This window comes from Variovorax multivorans (assembly GCF_051216835.1).
In the GTDB taxonomy this organism is placed as follows: Bacteria; Pseudomonadota; Gammaproteobacteria; order Burkholderiales; family Burkholderiaceae_C; genus Variovorax.
Window position 1 is genome coordinate 125294 of sequence record NZ_JBPJZL010000013.1, and the last position, 16655, is coordinate 141948.

Sequence of the window (16655 nt, forward strand, 5' to 3'; positions counted from 1 at the left end):
AGAGGCCCGGAACCATTCGGTGTCCGGGCCTCCTTGAAAAGAGTGCTGAAGAGATGCGCGCTATGCGCCGACTCCTCCCGGTGATGCGTGATGGCCCGTTTGCTGCAGGCCGATCGCATGGCCCATGCCGCACGCGAACGCAAGGCCCGATGTCGGGCTCGCGTTGTCGATGTCGTTGGCAATGACCAGTGCTGCGTTCACGAAGAGGCTTCCGGGCGGTGGTTGTGGGTGTGTTTCGTTGTCGGATCGACGCGAGCAAATTCGCGAAGGAGGCGGAATGTAAATAATGTTTACGGCGGCGTCAACCCCTGGCCGCCAACACCGTCCCCCGGCTCTCCCCAAACCCGATGCGCGCATGCCCCGGCTTCTCGCACCAGCCGCGCAGCAGCACCGCGTCGCCGTCTTCCAGAAAACCGCGCTGCTCGCCATTGGCCAGCGCTACCGGGCTTTGCGCCGCGCGTGTCAGCTCGATGATCGCGCCGGCTTCGCCCGCGCCGGGCCCCGAGATCGTGCCGCTGCCGAACAGGTCGCCCGGGTTCAGGCTGCAGCCGCCCATCGTGTGGTGCGTCACCATCTGCGCGACGCTCCAGTACTGGTGCCTGAAGCTCGTGGACGACAGGCGCGACGGGCCCGTCTTCTCCTTGCGCGCCTTCTCGCTTTCGAGCCAGACCTCCAGGCGGATGTCGAGCGCGCCGCTCTCGCGGTTCTTCGCGTTCTCCAGATACGCGAGCGGTTGGGGCTCGTTCGTTGGCCGCGTCCAGGCCTGCCGGTAGGGCGCGAGCGCTTCCATCGTCACGATCCACGGCGATATCGTGGTCGCGAAGTTCTTTGCCAGGAAGGGGCCGAGCGGCGCCATCTCCCAGAACTGAATGTCGCGCGCGGACCAGTCGTTCAGCAGACAGATGCCGAAGATGTGTTCTTCCGCGTGCTCGAGCGCAATGGGCTCGCCCTGCGCGTTGCCCGTGCCGATCCACACGCCTAGCTCCAGCTCGTAATCGAGCCGCGCGCAGGCCTGGTAGGTCGGCGCCTTCGCGCCCGGCGCCATCGCCTGCCCCATCGGCCGGTGAAAGCGCTGGCCGCTCACGCCGATGGTCGACACGCGCCCGTGGTACGCGGTCGGAATCCAGCGGAAGTTGGGCGTCACGTCGCCCTCGGGGTTGAACAGGCGCGTGATGTTCAGCGCATGGTCGATCGAGGTGTAGAAGTCGGTGTAGTCGCCGATGCGTGCGGGCACCGTGTATTCGACTTCGGCCCGCGGCACGAGGCATTCGCGCACTGCTTGCACCGTGGCGACGGGTGCGTCGTTCTTCAGCAGATCGAAGAGCGCGTGGCGCAGCGCCTTCCACGCGCCGCCGCCGAGCGCGAAGAAGTCGTTCAGCGCGGGCAGCGCGGCCGTTCGCGCCGCATCGAGCGCAAGACCGTCGAGCTGCTGCTGTGCGACCAGCGCCGCAAGGTCCAGCACTTGGTCGCCGATGGCGACGCCGCCGCGAAACGCCTCGCCGCTTCCCGCGCGGCGAAACACCGCATGCGGCAGGTTCTGGATCGGAAAGTCGCTGCCCGCCCCGTTGGCCGATTCGACCCAGCTGCGTGCATTGACGTCGTGTGTGTGATTGAGTGCGCTCATGATGAAAGGGCCCTCAAGCTGAAGCCATCAGCGCGTCGTCGAAGATCGCGACCGCGCGCGTCCACCCTGCCGACGCGCCGCGAATCTTGTGCGGAAAGCAGCTGATGAAGAAGCCCGTGGGCGGCAGCACTTCGAGGTTGTGCAGCTTCTCGATGTGGCAGTAGCCGATGTCGCGGCCGGCCTTGTGGCCTTCCCAGATCAGCGAGGCGTCTTGCGTCTCGCCGTACTTCTTCGCGGTGTGCACGAAGGGCGCATCCCAGCTCCATGCGTCGGTGCCCGTGAGGCGCACGCCGCGCTCCAGCAGGTACATCGTCGCCTCGTAGCCCATGCCCGCGCCGGCCGAGACGTAGTCGTTGCTGCCATAGCGCGAGCCGGCGCGCGTGTTGACCACCACGATCTCCAGCGGACTCAACGTGTGGCCGATGCGCTTGAGCTCAGCCTCGACGTCGTCGGCCGTTACCACGTAGCCGTCGGCGAAGTGCCGAAAGTCGAGCTTCACGCCCGGCTGGAAGCACCATTCGAGTGGCACGTCATGAATGGCGATGGCGGGCTTCTTCTCGCCCAGTGCCTTGTCCATGGTCGAGTGAAAGTGATAGGGCGCATCGAGATGCGTGCCGTTGTGCGTCGACAGCTGCACCAGCTCCACCGCCCAGCCTTCGCCGTCGGGCAGGTCTTCCTTCTTCAAGCCGGGAAAGAAGGGCTCGATCTGCTCGTAGGTCTGCTCGTGCGTGAAGTACTGGATCTTCGGCGCGAAGGCCGGCGGGTCGGAGAGCACGTCGTTCTCCAGGAAGATCGACAGGTCGACGAATTTGCGTGGCATGGGAACTCCTTGTGGGGGTGTTGGTGTTGGAAGAAGAAGGAATCAGGGTTGCTGCCAGCGCAGCAGGCGCTTTTCGGCAAAGGCCAGCAGCGCGTTGCTCACGAAGCCGATGAGCCCAAGCAGCACGATGCCGGCGAACAGGTCGCTCGCGCGAAAGGCGCGCGCTGCCAGCAGAATGGCCTGGCCCAGGCCGCTTTGCGAGGCGATCATTTCGCCCACTACCGCGACGATCAGCGCGATGGTCAGCGCGAGTCGCATGCCGGCCAGGATGTCGGGCATCGCATTGGGTAGGCCCATCTTCCAGATGTACGCCGCGCGCGACATCTGCAGGCAGCGCGCCACTTCCGACAGGCGCGGCTCCACCGCCGCGAAGCCGTGCACCGTGGCCAGCAGCACCGGCCACATCGCGCCGAAGGCGACCACGAAGAGCACCATGCCGGGGTTCAGCCCGAAGATCGAAATCGCCAGCGGCAGCAGCGCCGATGCGGGCAGGGGGCGAATGAATTCGAGCGTCGGCTGCACCCACGCGCGCACCGATGGCGACACGCCAATGGCCGCTCCCAGCAGCACGCCGAAGAGCGAAGCAAGCAGCCAGCCTTCGATCATGCGGCCCACCGTGGCCTGCGTGAAGCCGAGCAGTTCGCCGTTGCCGCCTTCGCCGGAGAGATTCAGCCCTTCGAGCAGGCTGGAGAAGGTAGCCTGCGGCGTCGGCAGGAACACGCGGCTGACCCAGCCCGCGTTGCTCGCGACCCACCACAGCGCGATGAGCGCCAGCAGCACGCCCAGCGAGCCGAGCAAATTCAGGCTGGTGCGATCGTTGCCGTTCATGAAGGCACCCCCATGCGCCGCGACACCACGCGCTGCAACATCAGCATGCCCGCGTTGACCGCGAAGCCCACCACACCGATCCAGCCCAGCCAGGCGAGCATCAGCGCGGGGTCGAAGCTCTGCTGCGCGATCATCATCGCGTAGCCCATGCCGTTCGGGTTGGCGGCGATCTCCACCGTCACGGCCACCACCAGCGCCACCGCCACGCCCAGCCGCAGCGCGACGAAGAGGCGCGGAACGATGGCAGGCAGCACGATCTTGAAGGCCCGCTCGCGCGCCGACAGGCCCAGCACGCGGCTGACTTCGAGCAGCCGTGGCTCGATCTGCTGCACCGCGGATTGCACCAGCACCAGCAGCGGCCAGAAGGTGGCAAACGCCACGATGGCCAGCTCCATGCGCACGCCGAAGCCGAAGGTCAGCATGGCGAGCGGGATCAGCGCGACCGAAGGCACCGGGCGCAGCACTTCGATGGAGACGGAGCCCAGTTGCGCCGCGCGGCGCGAGAGGCCGAGCACCAGGCCCAATGCGATGCCGAGCACAGCGCCCATCAGCAAACCAAGTGCCGCGGTGCCGAGCGTGAAGCCGGTGGCCTGCCAGAGCGAGCCGTCCATGGCCGCGCCGACGAAAGCCTTGGCCGCCGCACTCGGCGGCGCGAGCGCATCGCTGCCCAAGGCCGCTGCACGTCGTGCGTACCACTCGAACGCACCGACGAGCACCACTGGAAACACCCACGGCCGCAGCCAGCGGAGGACGCGGTTCTCAGTCATGGCCCTGCTCGATGAAGGCGAACAGCTCACGCCGCAACTGCAGGTATTCCGGATGCTCCTTCGTCGTAAGCTGGTCGCGCGGCCGCGGGATCTTCACGTCGATCATCCGCGCGAGGCTCGGCCGCCCCGGCCCCGGGTTGGCCTGCAGCGCGATCACGCGGTCGCCGAGATAGATGGCCTCTTCCAGGTCGTGCGTGACGAACAGCACCGTGAGCCCGTCGTCGCGCACCAGCCGCGCGAGCTCGTCCTGCAGGCTCTGCCGCGTGAGTGCGTCGAGCGCGCCGAAGGGCTCGTCCATCATCATCAGCTCGGGCTTCTGCGCGAGGCAGCGTGCAATCTGCGCGCGCTGCTGCATGCCGCCCGACAGCTGCACCGGAAACTTCTGCGCATGTTTCGCGAGGCCGACCTTGCCGAGCACGTCGGCGATGCGCGGCGCGCGTTCGGCTGCCGGCACGCCGGCTGCTTCGAGTGCAAGGCTCACATTGCCTTCCACCGTGCGCCAGGGCAGCAGCGCGCGGCCGTAGTCCTGGAACACGAAGGCGACCTCGCGCGAAGGCTCGGTCATCTTCACGCCGTTGCGCCGCACCTCGCCTGCGCTCGCCGTGACGAGCCCGCTGGCCGCGCGCAGCAGCGTGGTCTTGCCGCAGCCGCTCGGGCCGACGATGCAGACGAACTCGCCGCGCGCAACGTCGAACGAGGTGGGCGACAGAATCTCGCGCCCGCCGAGGCGGATGGTCACGCCATCGAAGCGCAGGAAAGGGGTGGCTTGCATCGTGGGGCTGGCCGGCGAATGAAAGGCGCTCGCCGACAGCGCGGCGCGTGCGGTGAGGGGGGCGGGCGCTGCAATCACTTCGCCACCAGCTTCGCTACGTCGATGCTCGTCTTGAGCATGTCCTGCTCCTTCATCAGCCCGGTCCAGTAGGCGAGCTGCTTTTCCGTCACCACGGGGCCGGGCGGCGAGATCTGCACCTTGGCCAGCACCTCGGGCGGCAGCTTGATGTACTTGCCGATGGCCGCGCGCACCTTCGAGTCGTTCTTCGGCTGCTGCATGAACGCACCCGACTCGACCAGCGCTTCGCGAAAGGCGCGTGCCGCCACCGGATTCTTCGCCACCCACTCGCGCTTGGCCGCGTGCACGATGGTCTGGTTGTTCTCGGGCAGGAAGGTCGAGTAGTACGAAGCGACGTAGCCAGCGCCGCTCTCGGTGATGCGACTCATGAACGGGTCGGCCGATACCACCGCATCGACCGAGCCGCCGCGCAGCAGGTCGGCATGCTGCGGGAAGGCTGCCTCGACGAAGTTGACCTTGCGGTAGTCCACGCCGCTGTCCTTCAGCCATGCGCGGAAGGTCACGTGCAGGAAGGCGCCCAGGCCCGGCACGCCGATCTTCTTGCCAATGCAGTCTTGCGGACCCTTGATGCCCGAGCCCGCGCGCGCCACCAGGCCGAAGCCGGTGATGGTCTTCGAGGTGAGGCCTCCGCCGGCCACCAGCACCAGGTCGAGTCCGCCGTCCACCGCCTGCAGGAATACCGAGGGCGTGGGCCCGCCGATCTGCAGCGAGTCGGACTGCAGCGCCGCCGGGATCGTCGAGTTCAGCGGAATGAACTTGAGTTCGACATCGAGGCTGCGCTTCTTGAAGTAGCCCTCTTCGGCCGCCACGAACACCGAGGCGAAGTCGGTCACGGCCGTGTAGCCGAACACGACCTTCGTGCTCGACTGGGCACGCGAAGGCAGCGCGGCAGTGGCCGACACCGCGGCAAGCGCCGACAGCAGGGTGCGTCGTTTCATCATGTCTTTTGTCTCCTGGGGGTGGTTCTTGGGCGTGGCAGCGCGGCGCGCAGGCCGCCGACGATGAAGCTCACCAGCATCGGCGCCACGGCCGGGTCGGCGCGCGTGTTCTCGCCGCGCGAGAGCCGTTCGATGCGGCTGTCGTTCAGGTGGTGCAGCAGCGAGCCCAGTGCGAACTGATAGCCCCAGGCCGCCTGGCTGCGTGTGGCATGCGGCAGCGCGACATGCAACGCATCGATGTACGCCTCGGCCAATGGGTCGAAGTAGGCGCGCAGCACGCGGTCGGCTTCCTCGGTGGCGTGGTACAGCTCGCGCGCCACCAGCAGTGCGTAGTACTCGCCCTCTGAACTTGCGCGCAGCGCCAGCACGGGCGCAGTGAAGGCTTCGATGATGCGCGGCAGCGTGCGCGTGTCGTCGGGGTCGATGTTCACCGCGGCCAGCCCCGCGAGCCGCGCCTCGATGGAGTGGCCCCAGTGCTCGAAGATCGCGTGGAACAGCTCGTGCTTCTGGCCGTAGTAGTAGCCCACCAGCGCCAGCGGCACGCCCGCCTCCTCGGCAATCTGGCGGATCGTCACCACGTGGTAGCCGTGCTGCGCAAAAAGCTTCTCGGCCGCCAGCAGGATCGCCTGCTTGCGGTCGGGCCGCGCAGTCGCGATGGCGACTGCGGCGGGAGGCGGCGTCGCAGCGCGCGAGGTGCTGCGCCTTGCGGCAGGTGTGCGGGTGCTCATGGGAGCATATTGAACGCTTGTACAAAAACATTGAACACGCGTACAAACCCTGAGGTCAACCCCGATTGAGCACGGTCGTTCGCAGCGCTACGCTCGTGCCATGCCCGCTCCCAACATCCCCCAGATCCGCCTCTATCAAGACTGGCTGCGCGATACGCGCGGCCTCGTGTTCGACAGCTACGACGCCCTGTGGCGCTGGTCCGTCACCGAGCTCGACGCCTTCTGGCAGAGCATCTGGGACTACGCCCGCATCGAGTCGCCCACGCCGCACACAGCCGTGCTCGCCGAATCGCGCATGCCCGGCGCGCGCTGGTTCCCCGGCGCCCAGGTCAACTACGCTCGCGAGGTGCTGCGCCATGCCGACGTGGCCCACGCCGCAGGCATGCCCGCCATCGTGAGCGACAACGAACGCGGCGAAGTGCGCGAGATGTCGTGGCCCGAAATGCGCCGCCAGGTCGCGTCAGTCGCGCTCACGCTCAAGTCTCTTGGCGTGCAGCGCGGCGACCGCGTTGCGGCCTACATGCCCAACGTGCCCGAGACCATGGTGGCCTTTCTCGCGTGCTCCAGCATCGGCGCGATCTGGAGCGTGTGCGCGCCCGACATGGGCACCGCCGCCGTGGCCGACCGCTTCCGCCAGATCGAGCCCAAGGTGCTGATCGCCGTCGACGGCGTGCACTACGGCGGCAAGCCGCTCGACCGCAGCGCCGTGCTGCAGGAACTGCGCGGCCAGTTGCCGAGCGTGCAGAAGCTGCTGCTCGTGAAGTCACCGTACGCCACCAACGCCGTGCAGCACGACGTCGACTGGGCACAGGCCACCGACCGCAACGGTGCCGAGGTCGCAGCCTTCGAGCCCGAATGGCTGCCTTTCGATCACCCGATCTGGATCGTCTATTCGAGCGGCACCACCGGGCTGCCCAAGCCCATCGTGCACGGGCAGGGCGGCATCATCCTCACCATGCACGCCTGCGGCCTGCACAACGACGTGGGTGCGAGCTACGGCGCCAACAACTTCGGCGAGCGCTACCACTGGTACAGCTCCACCGGCTGGGTCATGTGGAACTCGCAGCTTTCGGGCATGGCCTTCGGCGCCACCATCTGCATCTACGACGGCAACCCGGCGGGCAGCAAGGAGAAGCCCGACTGGAGCGTGCTGTGGCGCTTCGTGGCGCGGCACAAGGTCACCTTCTTCGGCGCGGGCGCGGCCTACTTCACCAACTGCATGAAGGCCGGCCTCGTCGCGAAGGAATGCGGCGACCTGTCGCGCGTGCGCGCGCTAGGCAGCACCGGCTCGCCGCTGCCCGAAGAGGTGCAGCGCTGGGGCTCCAGGCAGATCCTCGATGCGGGTTCGAAGGAGGTGTGGTGGTGCAACATCTCTGGCGGCACTGACTTCTGCGGGGCCTTCGTCGGTGGCAACCGCGACCTGCCCGAAGTGCCGGGCCAGATGCAGTGCCGAGAACTCGGCCACGCGGTCGAGGCGTGGAACGAACAGGGCCAGCCGGTCATCGGCGAAGTTGGCGAGCTGGTGTGCACCAAGGCCATTCCGTCGATGCCGCTCTACTTCTGGGGCGACGAAGGCAATGCGCGCTACGTGTCGAGCTACTTCGACACCTATCCCGGCGTGTGGCGCCACGGTGACTGGATCAGGATCGGCGAGGACGGCGGCTGCATCATCTACGGCCGCAGCGACGCCACCATCAACCGCCAGGGCCTGCGCATGGGCACCAGCGAGATCTACAGCGCCGTCGAGGGCCTGCCCGAGGTGCTCGACTCGATGGTGGTCGACCTTGAATACCTGGGCCGCGACAGCTACATGCCGCTGTTCGTGGTGCTGCGCCCCGGCGTGTCGCTCGACGACGCCATGCGCATGCGGCTCAACAACGCCATCAAGACCTCGCTGTCACCGCGCTTCGTGCCCAACGACATCTTCCAGGTGGCCGAGATACCGCGCACGCTGTCGGGCAAGAAGCAGGAGCTGCCGATCAAGAAGCTGCTGCTGGGCCAGCCTATCGAGAAGGTGGTCAACCGCGAGGCGATGGCAAACCCGGGCAGCCTGGACTGGTACGTGGCCTTTGCCGCAGAGCGTGCCTCCGCAAGTGCCTCCGCATAATGGCCGCATGAAAAGACGCACCAGCCTCCTCATGTTCTCGGCCATCGCCGGCGCCTCTTTGCTGAGCGCCTGTGCCGTGCCTTCTTCGCCAGCTGCAGGCGGAGGCACGCAGCTTCGCGTGAGCGGCACCGTCACCTACCGCGAACGCATCGCGCTCGACCCAGCGGCCGAAGTCGTGGTGCAGCTGCTCGACGTATCGCGCATGGACGCGCCTTCGACCGTGCTCGCCGAGCAGCGCATCAAGGCCAACGGCAAGCAGGTGCCCTTCGCCTACGAGCTGAAGGTGGATGCCGCGCGCATCGACCCGCGCATGCGCTACGCCGTGTCGGCGCGTATCTCGCGAGGCGAGCAGCTGCTGTTCATCAACGACACGCAGTATTCCGTGCTCACGCAAGGCGGCGGCGCCACCGCTGACCTGGTGCTGGTGCGCGTCGCCCAGGCTCCGCGCTAGGAAGTCATCAGCTCGTAGAGCACCATGCGCGTCTGCCGGCCGCGCAGTTCCGCCTGCTCCTCGATGCGCCGCGTGTGAAGCCGGCCGCCGAGCCCGGCGAAGGTGGTTTCCGACATCAGCGTCTGCGTGCCGAGCTGCTTGTTGAAGCCCTCGATGCGGCTCGCCACGTTGATCACGTCGCCGAACGCCGTGTACGACAGCCGGTCGTTCGAGCCCAGCACCCCCGCGATCACCGTGCCTGTGTGGATGCCCACGCGCGTGCGGAACTCGGGCAGGCCCTGTGCCGCCCACTTGCGGTTGAGATCGTCCATTTCCACGTGCAGCTCCAGCGCGGCCAGGCAGGCCTTGTATTCCGCGTCCTTCAGGTCGGAGGGCGCGCCCCACAGCACCATGATGCCGTCGCCGATGAACTTGTCGACCACGCCGCCGTGCCGCGCGAACACGCCCGTCGCCAGGTTGAAGTACTCGGTCAGCATGACCACCAGCACGTCGGTGTCGAGCGACTCCGAGATCGAGGTGAAGCCCTCCACGTCGGTGAACATCACCGTCACGCGCCGCGGTGAGCCGCTGGGTGCGAGCGTATGGCCCTCAGCGATCAGCTGGTTGATCACGTCCACCGGCACGAACTTGCTGAAGGCCTTCAGGCTGCGCGCCGAGTCGTCCAGGGCCTGGTCCAGGTGTTGGATCTCGAGCACGCGGCTCGGTTCGCGCGGCAGGTTGTCCAGCTCCAGCAGGCCGATGCGGCGCGCGATGTGCGAGAGGTTCTCCACCGGCGCTGTCACCAGCTTCGACAGCTTCAGCGACATGAACAGCGCCATCGCGAGGAAGACCAGCGCCAGCGCCAGGCCCCACAGCACCGCGCGGTGCAGGTCGCCCAGCAGCATGTCTTCGGGCACCCAGCTCACCAGCTGCCAGCCGGTGCTGGGGATGCGCGAGGCCTGCACCAGATAGCGGCGGCCTTCGTGGGTGAAGGAGAACTCGGTGTCGGTGCCCCCGCCCGCCGTGCCGTCGGCCACCATGTGCGCGTGCAATGCGCCGAGCACGCCGCTGGGCGGCTGCAGCTCGTGCAGCACGCCCGGCATGTCGCTGCGCGCGAGCACGCGGAAGTCGGCGCTCAGCAGCGCGCTGTCGCCGTAGCCGTCGCTGCTGAACTGGCGCACGAACTCCGACAGCCGCCCGAGCGAGACATCGCCCGCCACCACCAGCGCCTGCGCGCTGCTGTCCGCGTAGCGGCGCTTGCTGGGCAGCGCGTAGGTCACGCCAAGCTCCTGCGCGGCGGCGAATACGTACGGCTGCGTCCAGATGGGCCCCTGTGCCTTGCATGCCTGCACGTACCAGCTGCGCTGCGTCGGGTTGTAGTTGCTGCGGAACGACTCAAGGCGCTGCGTGGCATAGCGCTGCTGCACGTCGGCTTCGGCATCCAGCGGCAGCTTGTACTGCCAGGTCTCGGTGGTGAAGCCTGCGCCACGCTCGATGTGGCGCATGGCCGGCACCGGGTAGCGCAGCGCCATCAGCATCTGGCCCTTCTCGTTGCTGACGTAGATGCTGTCGAGCTCGGGCGACTGCTGCAGCAGCGTCCAGAGCAGCTCCGCCGTTCTGTCGGAGTGCTCGCCCGCGGGCTGCAGGCTGGGGGCGGTGCCCGCCGCGTTGATGACCGACTCGGCTTTCTGAAGAAAGGCCAGCACCTTGTCTTCGGTGCGGTCATGGTTGGCCTTGTGCGCGGACACGCCGATGCGCGACACCAGCCGCTGCGAGCCCCAGTAGCCGAGCGACACCAGCAGCAGCGACTGGGCCAGCGCCACGACGCTGACGATGGTGCCCACGTCTACCCGGAAGCGGCGCGAGCGCCCGGCCGGTGCCGGTTGTGTGACAGATTTTTCGACCGACGGCTTTCCAGCCGCTTCCGGATTACCGGAAGAGTTCTTGTTGTTCATGCAGCTCCCTGACGACCAATCGAACGCACCCGCTGCAGCGAAGCCGCGGGCCGGCCTTCGGTGAGCCACGGCCCCGATCGTTGGTGTCGGGGATCCTGGTGGCGCCGGAGGCGGGCGTGATTTTCGCTCGACTTCGGCTGTCTGTGAGGTACTGAACAGCGCCGCAGTGGCTCAGGCCTGTCTAGACCGGAGTCGTTGAAGCGCGTGGAAGCGGCCTGTCAGCGCGCGTCGTGAAAGATGATGCCCAGCGTATGCCGCCGCCCCGAACGCACGCGGCTCACGCCGTGGCGCATCGTCACGCGGTAGCTGCCGCGCGTGCCGGCCACCGGCCGCTGGTTGACCGCGAAGATCACCGCCTCGCCTTGCGCGAGCGGCGCCACTTCGGCGCGCGACTGCATGCGCGGGCGCTGCTCGGTCAGCACGAATTCGCCGCCGGTGAAGTCTTCGCCCGGCTTGCTCAGCAGCACCGTGAGCTGCAGCGGGAATTGCAGGTCGCCGTACAGATCCTGGTGCAGGCAGTTGTAGTCGCCCTCGTCGTAGCGCAACAGCAGCGGGGTGGGGCGCAACTGGCCCGCCGCGTGGCAGCGCGCGAGATACGCGGCGTGGTCCGGCGGGTAGTCGGCCGGCTGGCCCATTGTCGCGGCCCATGCGTTGGCCAGCGGCGCGAGGCGTTCGTACAGCGCGCTGCGGCATGCGGCGAGCCGGGGCGGCAGCGGGTTTGCGAAGTACTGGTACTCGCCTTGCCCGAAGCCGTGGCGCTGCATCACCACGCGGCTGCGAAAGCGGTGGCCTTCGTCGTACATGGCCGTGAGCGCAGCGCATTCCTCGGGGGTGAACAGCTGACCGGTGACGGCGCAGCCGCGGGTGGCGAGGTCGGCTTCGATGCGGGGCCAGTCGAGCGAATCGATGCGGGAAGGCTTTCTTGTCATGCGCCCAGTGTCCCGTCTGCGAGCCTGCAGGGCTCGCCGTTTCCGGACGCGGGTTTCGATTCGCTCGGCATCACGCTGCGCTAGCGGCGCGTCAACCCTGCCGGGCCTGCTCCAGCAGCCAGTCGCTGAAGAACTTCAGCAGCGGCCGCTGATCGGCCCGCTCCGGCGTCACGAGGTAATAGTTGCGCTCGCCCGACAAGGGCCGCGCGCACGCCACCACCAGCTCGCCGCGCGCCAGTTCGTCGGCCACCAGCATCGTCGGCATCAGCGCCACGCCGAGCCCGTGCGACGCGGCCGCGGCCAGTATCGAGAACAGCTCGTAGCGCGGCCCGCCGCGTGCGTTGGGCGCGTCGATCTGCTGCGCGTCGAACCACTGGCGCCAGCCGTCGGGCCGCGTGCTTTGCTGCAGCAGCGGCATCTTCGCGATGGCGGCCGGCGTTACGGCCTTGCCGCGTGGGAGCAGCGACGGGCTGCACACCGGCACCACGTCTTCGTGCATCAGCAGCAGCGCGCGCGTGCCGGCCCAGTTCTCGACCTGCGCGGGCGTGCCGGCGTACAGCGCGGCGTCGAATTCCGCGTCGGCAAAGAGAAAGGGGCGGGTGCGCGTCTCGATGTGCACCACCACGTCGGGCTGCAGCGCCGCGAAGCCCTTCAGGCGCGGCATCAGCCAGCGGGTGGCGAATGTGGGCACGGCCGCCAGTGAGAGCGAGCCGCCTTCGCCCTGGTGGGCCATGGCGTCGAGCGTGTCGCGCTCCATCGCCTCCAGCCGCTTGGTGATCTGCCGCGCATAGGCCGCGCCGCTCGCTGTCAGCGCCACGCCGTGCCGCGTGCGGCGGAACAGCGCCACGCCAAGAAAGGCTTCGAGCGTGCCGATCTGGCGCGACACAGCGCTTTGCGTCAGCGCCAGTTCCTGCGCGGCGCGGGTGTAGCTCTCGTGGCGCGCGGCGGCGTCGAAGCACACGAGGGTTTGCAGGGGTGGGATCTTGCGGCGCATGTATGCCTCGGGTGTATGTATGAAACCCTGGTCTCACCAATGAAGAGGCCAATAGAACATCTTGTAAGACATTCTATAAACGCATATCTGGGTGCGGAATCATCGTTTGCGTCATGCCCCCCGCATGGCTAGCATCGGCCCCATTCCCGCTCTTTTCACCTTTCCCCTAATTTCCGGAGACAGCCACATGGCCGCCAAAGCGCAATTCCACTGGGACGACCCCCTTCTTCTCGACCAGCAACTGACCGACGAAGAACGCATGATCCGCGACGCGGCCAATGCCTACTGCCAGGAGCGCCTGGCGCCCCGCGTCATCGAAGGCTTCCGCACTGGCGAGACCGACCCCGCCATCTTTCGCGAAATGGGCGCGCTCGGACTGCTGGGCCCCACGATCCCCGAGCAGTACGGCGGCCCAGGCCTCAACTACGTGGCCTATGGCCTGATCGCCCGCGAAGTCGAGCGCGTCGACTCGGGCTACCGCTCGATGGCCAGCGTGCAGAGCTCGCTGGTGATGGTGCCGATCTTCGAATTCGGCACCGAAGCGCAAAAGCAGAAGTTCCTGCCCAAGCTCGCCACCGGCGAATGGATCGGCTGCTTCGGCCTGACCGAGCCCGACCACGGCTCCGACCCCGGCAGCATGGCCACGCGCGCCAAGAAGGTGCCGGGCGGCTACTCGCTCAGCGGCTCGAAGATGTGGATCAGCAACTCGCCCATCGCCGACGTGTTCGTGGTGTGGGCCAAGGAAGTCAGCGAAAGCGGCACGGTCGGCCCCATCCGCGGCTTCGTGCTCGAAAAGGGCATGAAGGGCCTGAGCGCTCCCGCGATCCACGGCAAGGTCGGCCTGCGCGCCAGCATCACCGGCGAGATCGTGATGGACGGTGTGTTCTGCCCCGAAGAAAACGCCTTCCCCGAAGTGCAGGGCCTCAAGGGCCCGTTCACCTGCCTGAACAGCGCCCGCTACGGCATCTCGTGGGGCGCGATCGGCGCCGCCGAAGACTGCTGGCATCGCGCCCGCCAGTACACACTGGACCGCAAGCAGTTCGGCCGCCCGCTCGCCGCCAACCAGCTCATCCAGAAGAAGCTGGCCGACATGCAGACCGAGATCACGCTGGGCCTGCAAGGCAGCCTGCGCCTGGGCCGCATGAAGGACGAAGGCATCGCCGCGGTGGAAATCACCTCGATCATGAAGCGCAACAACTGCGGCAAGTCGCTCGACATCGCCCGCATGGCGCGCGACATGATGGGCGGCAACGGCATCAGCGACGAGTTCGGCGTGGCCCGCCACCTGGTGAACCTCGAAGTGGTCAACACCTACGAAGGCACGCACGACATCCACGCGCTCATCCTGGGCCGCGCCATCACCGGCATCGCAGCGTTCGCGAACTGATCGAAGGCATGAGCAACAAGCCCGCAGCACTCGACGGCATCAAGGTCCTCGATCTGTCCCGCGTGCTCGCGGGCCCTTGGTGCACGCAGATCCTCGCGGACCTGGGCGCCGACGTCGTGAAGATCGAGCGCCCCGGCGTCGGCGACGACACGCGCACCTGGGGCCCGCCCTTCATCAAGGACGCGAACGGCAACGACACCGACCAGGCCAGCTACTTCACGTCCTGCAACCGCAACAAGCGCTCGGTCACGGTCGACATGGCCACGCCCGACGGGCAGGCGCTGCTCAGGCAGATGGCGGCGCAGGCCGACATCGTGGTGGAGAACTTCAAGACCGGTGGCCTCAAGCAATACGGCCTCGACCACGAGAGCCTGCGCGCGGCCAACCCGCGCCTCATCTACTGCAGCGTGACCGGCTTCGGCCACGACGGCCCTTATGCCGAGCGCGCGGGCTACGACCTGATGATCCAGGCCATGACCGGCATGATGAGCATCACCGGCCGCCCCGACGACGTGCCCGGCGGCGGCCCGCTGCGCGTGGGCGTGGCGCTCACCGACCTGTTCACCGGCGTCTACGCCAGCACCGCCATCCTCGCGGCGCTGCAGGTGCGTGACCGTACCGGCGAAGGCCAGCACATCGACATGGCGCTGCTCGATGTGGGCATGGCCATCCTCGCCAACCAGGCGAGCGCGTTCCTCAACACCGGCAAGGCGCCCGAGCGCCAGGGCAACACGCACCCGAGCCTCGCGCCGTATCAGGACTTTCCGACGCAAGACGGCTCGATGCTGCTGGCCATCGGCAACAACGGCCAGTTCGCGCGCTTCTGCGAAGCAGCCGGCCATCCGGAATGGGCGACCGATGCACGCTTTGCCACCAACACGCTGCGCGTGAAGCACCGCCTGGTGCTGATCCCGATGATGGAAGAGCTCACGCGCACCCGCACCACGGCCGCGTGGGTCACGCTGCTCGAAGACAAGGCCGTGCCCTGCGGCCCGATCAACGACATCGCCCAGGCCTTCGATGACGCGCAGGTCAAGGCGCGCGGCCTTGCGGTCACGTTGCCGCGCGATGCGGGCGACGGCATCGCCAGCATCACCGGCGTGGCAAGTCCGCTGCGCCTGACGGCCACGCCGCCCGTGCTGCGCCATGCACCACCGGCGCTGGGGCAGCACACGCAGGAAGTGCTGGCGGAAATGGGCATCGACGCCGCCCGCTTCGACGCCCTGCGATCGGCCGGCGTAGTCTGACAACGGAGCAGCCATGACGAGCCCGATGCGTACGACACCGTTCTCGGTGCTGCGCATCGACCACATCGTGCTGCGCGTGAAGGACATGGAACGCGCCATCACGTTCTACCGCGACGTGCTGGGCTGCGCCATCGAGAAGCGCCGCGATGACCTGGGGCTTGTGCACCTGCGCGCCGGCGCGAGCCTGATCGATCTCGTCACACCCGACGGCCCGCTGGGCAGGCAGGGCGGGGCGCTTGCCGGCGTGGAAGGCCGCAACGTCGACCACATCTGCCTGCGCATCGAGCCTTTCGACGAATCCGCCATTCGCGCGCTGATGGCTGCCCACGGCGTAGCGGTGAACGGCGAGGTGCAGAACAACTTCGGCGCCGAGGGCAACGGCCCCTCGATCTACATCGCCGACCCCGACGGCAACACCGTCGAGCTCAAGGGCGCCCCTCGCTGACCTGCGGCTCAACCGAGCGGCCGCTTTGTACGCCAGTGTGTCTGGCCGCCCGCCGCACACACGGGCATGCAAAAGTGCGCCCCGCTCGACACATCGCGGATACAGCTGGCCGATTCAATCCATGCATCGCCATTCCGGCGAGCCTGAAAGGAATCCCCATGAGCTCCACCACCGCAAAGATCCTCTACACCGGCAAGACCCACACCACCGGCGGGCGCGACGGCGCATCGCGCAGCGACGACGGGCGCCTCGACATCCGGCTTTCGTCGCCCGGCACCTCGGGCGCGGGCACCAACCCCGAGCAGCTGTTCGCCGCGGGCTGGTCGGCCTGCTTCATCGGCGCGATGGGCAAGGCGGCCGGTGCGATGAAGATCAAGCTGCCCGCCGACCTGGCCGTCGATGCCGAGGTCGACCTTGCCAACGAAGACGGCCAGTACTTCCTGCGCGCGCGCCTGAACGTGAGCCTGCCGGGCCTCGAGCGCGAAACCGCACGCGCCGTCGTCGACGCCGCGCATCAGACCTGCCCGTACTCCAAGCTCACGCGCGGCAACATCGACGTCGAACTCAACCTGGTCTGAACTGGCCTGTTTGCATCGGGCGGGCCCG

The 16655-nt window shown here is 67.6% G+C and carries 17 protein-coding genes; 6 read left to right on the forward strand and 11 right to left on the reverse strand.

Going from position 1 to position 16655, the window contains the following annotated elements:
• Positions 1-60: 60 nt before the first annotated feature.
• The 8 genes from ACSFCA_RS28555 to ACSFCA_RS28590 all read right to left on the reverse strand — a co-directional run bounded on the left by ACSFCA_RS28555 (position 61) and on the right by ACSFCA_RS28590 (position 6555).
• A complete protein-coding gene (locus ACSFCA_RS28555; RefSeq protein ID WP_176928840.1) occupies positions 61-201 on the reverse strand; it encodes a hypothetical protein in 141 nt (46 codons plus the stop codon).
• Positions 202-301: 100 nt separating this feature from the next.
• The gene (fahA, locus tag ACSFCA_RS28560; protein ID WP_435461827.1) at positions 302-1624 is read right to left on the reverse strand and encodes a fumarylacetoacetase; all 1323 of its coding nucleotides are present in this window, start codon (positions 1622-1624) and stop codon (positions 302-304) included.
• 13 nt (positions 1625-1637) lie between these two features.
• Positions 1638-2444 (reverse strand): cyclase family protein, encoded by an 807-nt coding sequence (locus ACSFCA_RS28565; RefSeq protein WP_258351976.1) that lies wholly within the window; start codon positions 2442-2444, stop codon positions 1638-1640.
• 42 nt (positions 2445-2486) lie between these two features.
• Positions 2487-3272, reverse strand: a complete 786-nt coding sequence (locus ACSFCA_RS28570) for an ABC transporter permease (RefSeq protein WP_435461826.1) — start codon at positions 3270-3272, stop codon at positions 2487-2489.
• Positions 3269-4039, reverse strand: a complete 771-nt coding sequence (locus ACSFCA_RS28575; protein WP_435461825.1) for an ABC transporter permease — start codon at positions 4037-4039, stop codon at positions 3269-3271. The genes ACSFCA_RS28570 and ACSFCA_RS28575 overlap by 4 nt, the downstream gene beginning before the upstream one ends.
• A complete protein-coding gene (locus ACSFCA_RS28580) occupies positions 4032-4889 on the reverse strand; it encodes an ABC transporter ATP-binding protein (protein WP_435461824.1) in 858 nt (285 codons plus the stop codon). Before ACSFCA_RS28580 ends, ACSFCA_RS28575 begins: the two co-directional genes overlap by 8 nt.
• Positions 4886-5830, reverse strand: coding sequence for an ABC transporter substrate-binding protein (locus ACSFCA_RS28585; protein ID WP_435461823.1), 945 nt, complete (start codon positions 5828-5830; stop codon positions 4886-4888). The genes ACSFCA_RS28580 and ACSFCA_RS28585 overlap by 4 nt, the downstream gene beginning before the upstream one ends.
• Positions 5827-6555, reverse strand: coding sequence for a TetR/AcrR family transcriptional regulator (locus ACSFCA_RS28590; RefSeq protein ID WP_258351971.1), 729 nt, complete (start codon positions 6553-6555; stop codon positions 5827-5829). Before ACSFCA_RS28590 ends, ACSFCA_RS28585 begins: the two co-directional genes overlap by 4 nt.
• A gap of 100 nt (positions 6556-6655) precedes the next feature.
• Between ACSFCA_RS28590 and ACSFCA_RS28595 the strand changes: the two genes are divergently transcribed.
• Positions 6656-8662 carry an acetoacetate--CoA ligase gene (locus tag ACSFCA_RS28595; protein WP_435461822.1) on the forward strand — a complete coding sequence of 669 codons (2007 nt, stop codon included), beginning with the start codon at positions 6656-6658 and terminating at the stop codon, positions 8660-8662.
• 7 nt (positions 8663-8669) lie between these two features.
• The gene (locus ACSFCA_RS28600; RefSeq protein ID WP_258351969.1) at positions 8670-9113 is read left to right on the forward strand and encodes a YbaY family lipoprotein; all 444 of its coding nucleotides are present in this window, start codon (positions 8670-8672) and stop codon (positions 9111-9113) included.
• Here ACSFCA_RS28600 and ACSFCA_RS28605 read toward each other — a convergent pair.
• The 3 genes from ACSFCA_RS28605 to ACSFCA_RS28615 all read right to left on the reverse strand — a co-directional run bounded on the left by ACSFCA_RS28605 (position 9110) and on the right by ACSFCA_RS28615 (position 12970).
• Positions 9110-11047, reverse strand: a complete 1938-nt coding sequence (locus tag ACSFCA_RS28605; protein ID WP_258351968.1) for an adenylate/guanylate cyclase domain-containing protein — start codon at positions 11045-11047, stop codon at positions 9110-9112. The two genes, ACSFCA_RS28600 and ACSFCA_RS28605, sit on opposite strands and share 4 nt — an antisense overlap.
• 218 nt (positions 11048-11265) lie before the next feature.
• Positions 11266-11976, reverse strand: a complete 711-nt coding sequence (locus tag ACSFCA_RS28610; RefSeq protein WP_435461821.1) for a 2OG-Fe(II) oxygenase — start codon at positions 11974-11976, stop codon at positions 11266-11268.
• A 91-nt stretch (positions 11977-12067) separates the two neighbouring features.
• Entirely contained in the window at positions 12068-12970 is a 903-nt protein-coding gene (locus ACSFCA_RS28615; RefSeq protein WP_435461820.1) for a LysR substrate-binding domain-containing protein, read from the reverse strand.
• Positions 12971-13157: 187 nt separating this feature from the next.
• Between ACSFCA_RS28615 and ACSFCA_RS28620 the strand changes: the two genes are divergently transcribed.
• From ACSFCA_RS28620 to ACSFCA_RS28635, 4 genes are all read left to right on the forward strand, one after another.
• The gene (locus ACSFCA_RS28620; RefSeq protein ID WP_093057036.1) at positions 13158-14357 is read left to right on the forward strand and encodes an acyl-CoA dehydrogenase; all 1200 of its coding nucleotides are present in this window, start codon (positions 13158-13160) and stop codon (positions 14355-14357) included.
• A gap of 8 nt (positions 14358-14365) precedes the next feature.
• Complete coding sequence (locus ACSFCA_RS28625) at positions 14366-15604, forward strand: CaiB/BaiF CoA transferase family protein (RefSeq protein WP_435461819.1); 1239 nt, start codon at positions 14366-14368, stop codon at positions 15602-15604.
• 13 nt (positions 15605-15617) lie between these two features.
• Complete coding sequence (locus tag ACSFCA_RS28630; protein WP_435461818.1) at positions 15618-16049, forward strand: VOC family protein; 432 nt, start codon at positions 15618-15620, stop codon at positions 16047-16049.
• Between the two features lie 158 nt (positions 16050-16207).
• Complete coding sequence (locus ACSFCA_RS28635) at positions 16208-16627, forward strand: organic hydroperoxide resistance protein (protein WP_093057033.1); 420 nt, start codon at positions 16208-16210, stop codon at positions 16625-16627.
• Positions 16628-16655 lie beyond the last annotated feature (28 nt).

Excerpts from the sequence above, each read along its gene's own strand:
- ACSFCA_RS28610 (WP_435461821.1), bottom strand. The coding sequence starts at position 11,976 with ATGACAAGAAAGCCTTCCCGCATCGATTCGCTCGACTGGCCCCGCATC.
- ACSFCA_RS28615 (WP_435461820.1), bottom strand. The coding sequence starts at position 12,970 with ATGCGCCGCAAGATCCCACCCCTGCAAACCCTCGTGTGCTTCGACGCC.
- ACSFCA_RS28570 (WP_435461826.1), bottom strand. The coding sequence starts at position 3,272 with ATGAACGGCAACGATCGCACCAGCCTGAATTTGCTCGGCTCGCTGGGC.
- ACSFCA_RS28565 (WP_258351976.1), bottom strand. The coding sequence starts at position 2,444 with ATGCCACGCAAATTCGTCGACCTGTCGATCTTCCTGGAGAACGACGTG.
- ACSFCA_RS28595 (WP_435461822.1), top strand. The coding sequence starts at position 6,656 with ATGCCCGCTCCCAACATCCCCCAGATCCGCCTCTATCAAGACTGGCTG.
- ACSFCA_RS28635 (WP_093057033.1), top strand. The coding sequence starts at position 16,208 with ATGAGCTCCACCACCGCAAAGATCCTCTACACCGGCAAGACCCACACC.
- ACSFCA_RS28605 (WP_258351968.1), bottom strand. The coding sequence starts at position 11,047 with ATGAACAACAAGAACTCTTCCGGTAATCCGGAAGCGGCTGGAAAGCCG.
- ACSFCA_RS28600 (WP_258351969.1), top strand. The coding sequence starts at position 8,670 with ATGAAAAGACGCACCAGCCTCCTCATGTTCTCGGCCATCGCCGGCGCC.
- ACSFCA_RS28620 (WP_093057036.1), top strand. The coding sequence starts at position 13,158 with ATGGCCGCCAAAGCGCAATTCCACTGGGACGACCCCCTTCTTCTCGAC.
- ACSFCA_RS28585 (WP_435461823.1), bottom strand. The coding sequence starts at position 5,830 with ATGATGAAACGACGCACCCTGCTGTCGGCGCTTGCCGCGGTGTCGGCC.
- ACSFCA_RS28625 (WP_435461819.1), top strand. The coding sequence starts at position 14,366 with ATGAGCAACAAGCCCGCAGCACTCGACGGCATCAAGGTCCTCGATCTG.
- ACSFCA_RS28575 (WP_435461825.1), bottom strand. The coding sequence starts at position 4,039 with ATGACTGAGAACCGCGTCCTCCGCTGGCTGCGGCCGTGGGTGTTTCCA.
- ACSFCA_RS28630 (WP_435461818.1), top strand. The coding sequence starts at position 15,618 with ATGACGAGCCCGATGCGTACGACACCGTTCTCGGTGCTGCGCATCGAC.
- ACSFCA_RS28590 (WP_258351971.1), bottom strand. The coding sequence starts at position 6,555 with ATGAGCACCCGCACACCTGCCGCAAGGCGCAGCACCTCGCGCGCTGCG.
- fahA (WP_435461827.1), bottom strand. The coding sequence starts at position 1,624 with ATGAGCGCACTCAATCACACACACGACGTCAATGCACGCAGCTGGGTC.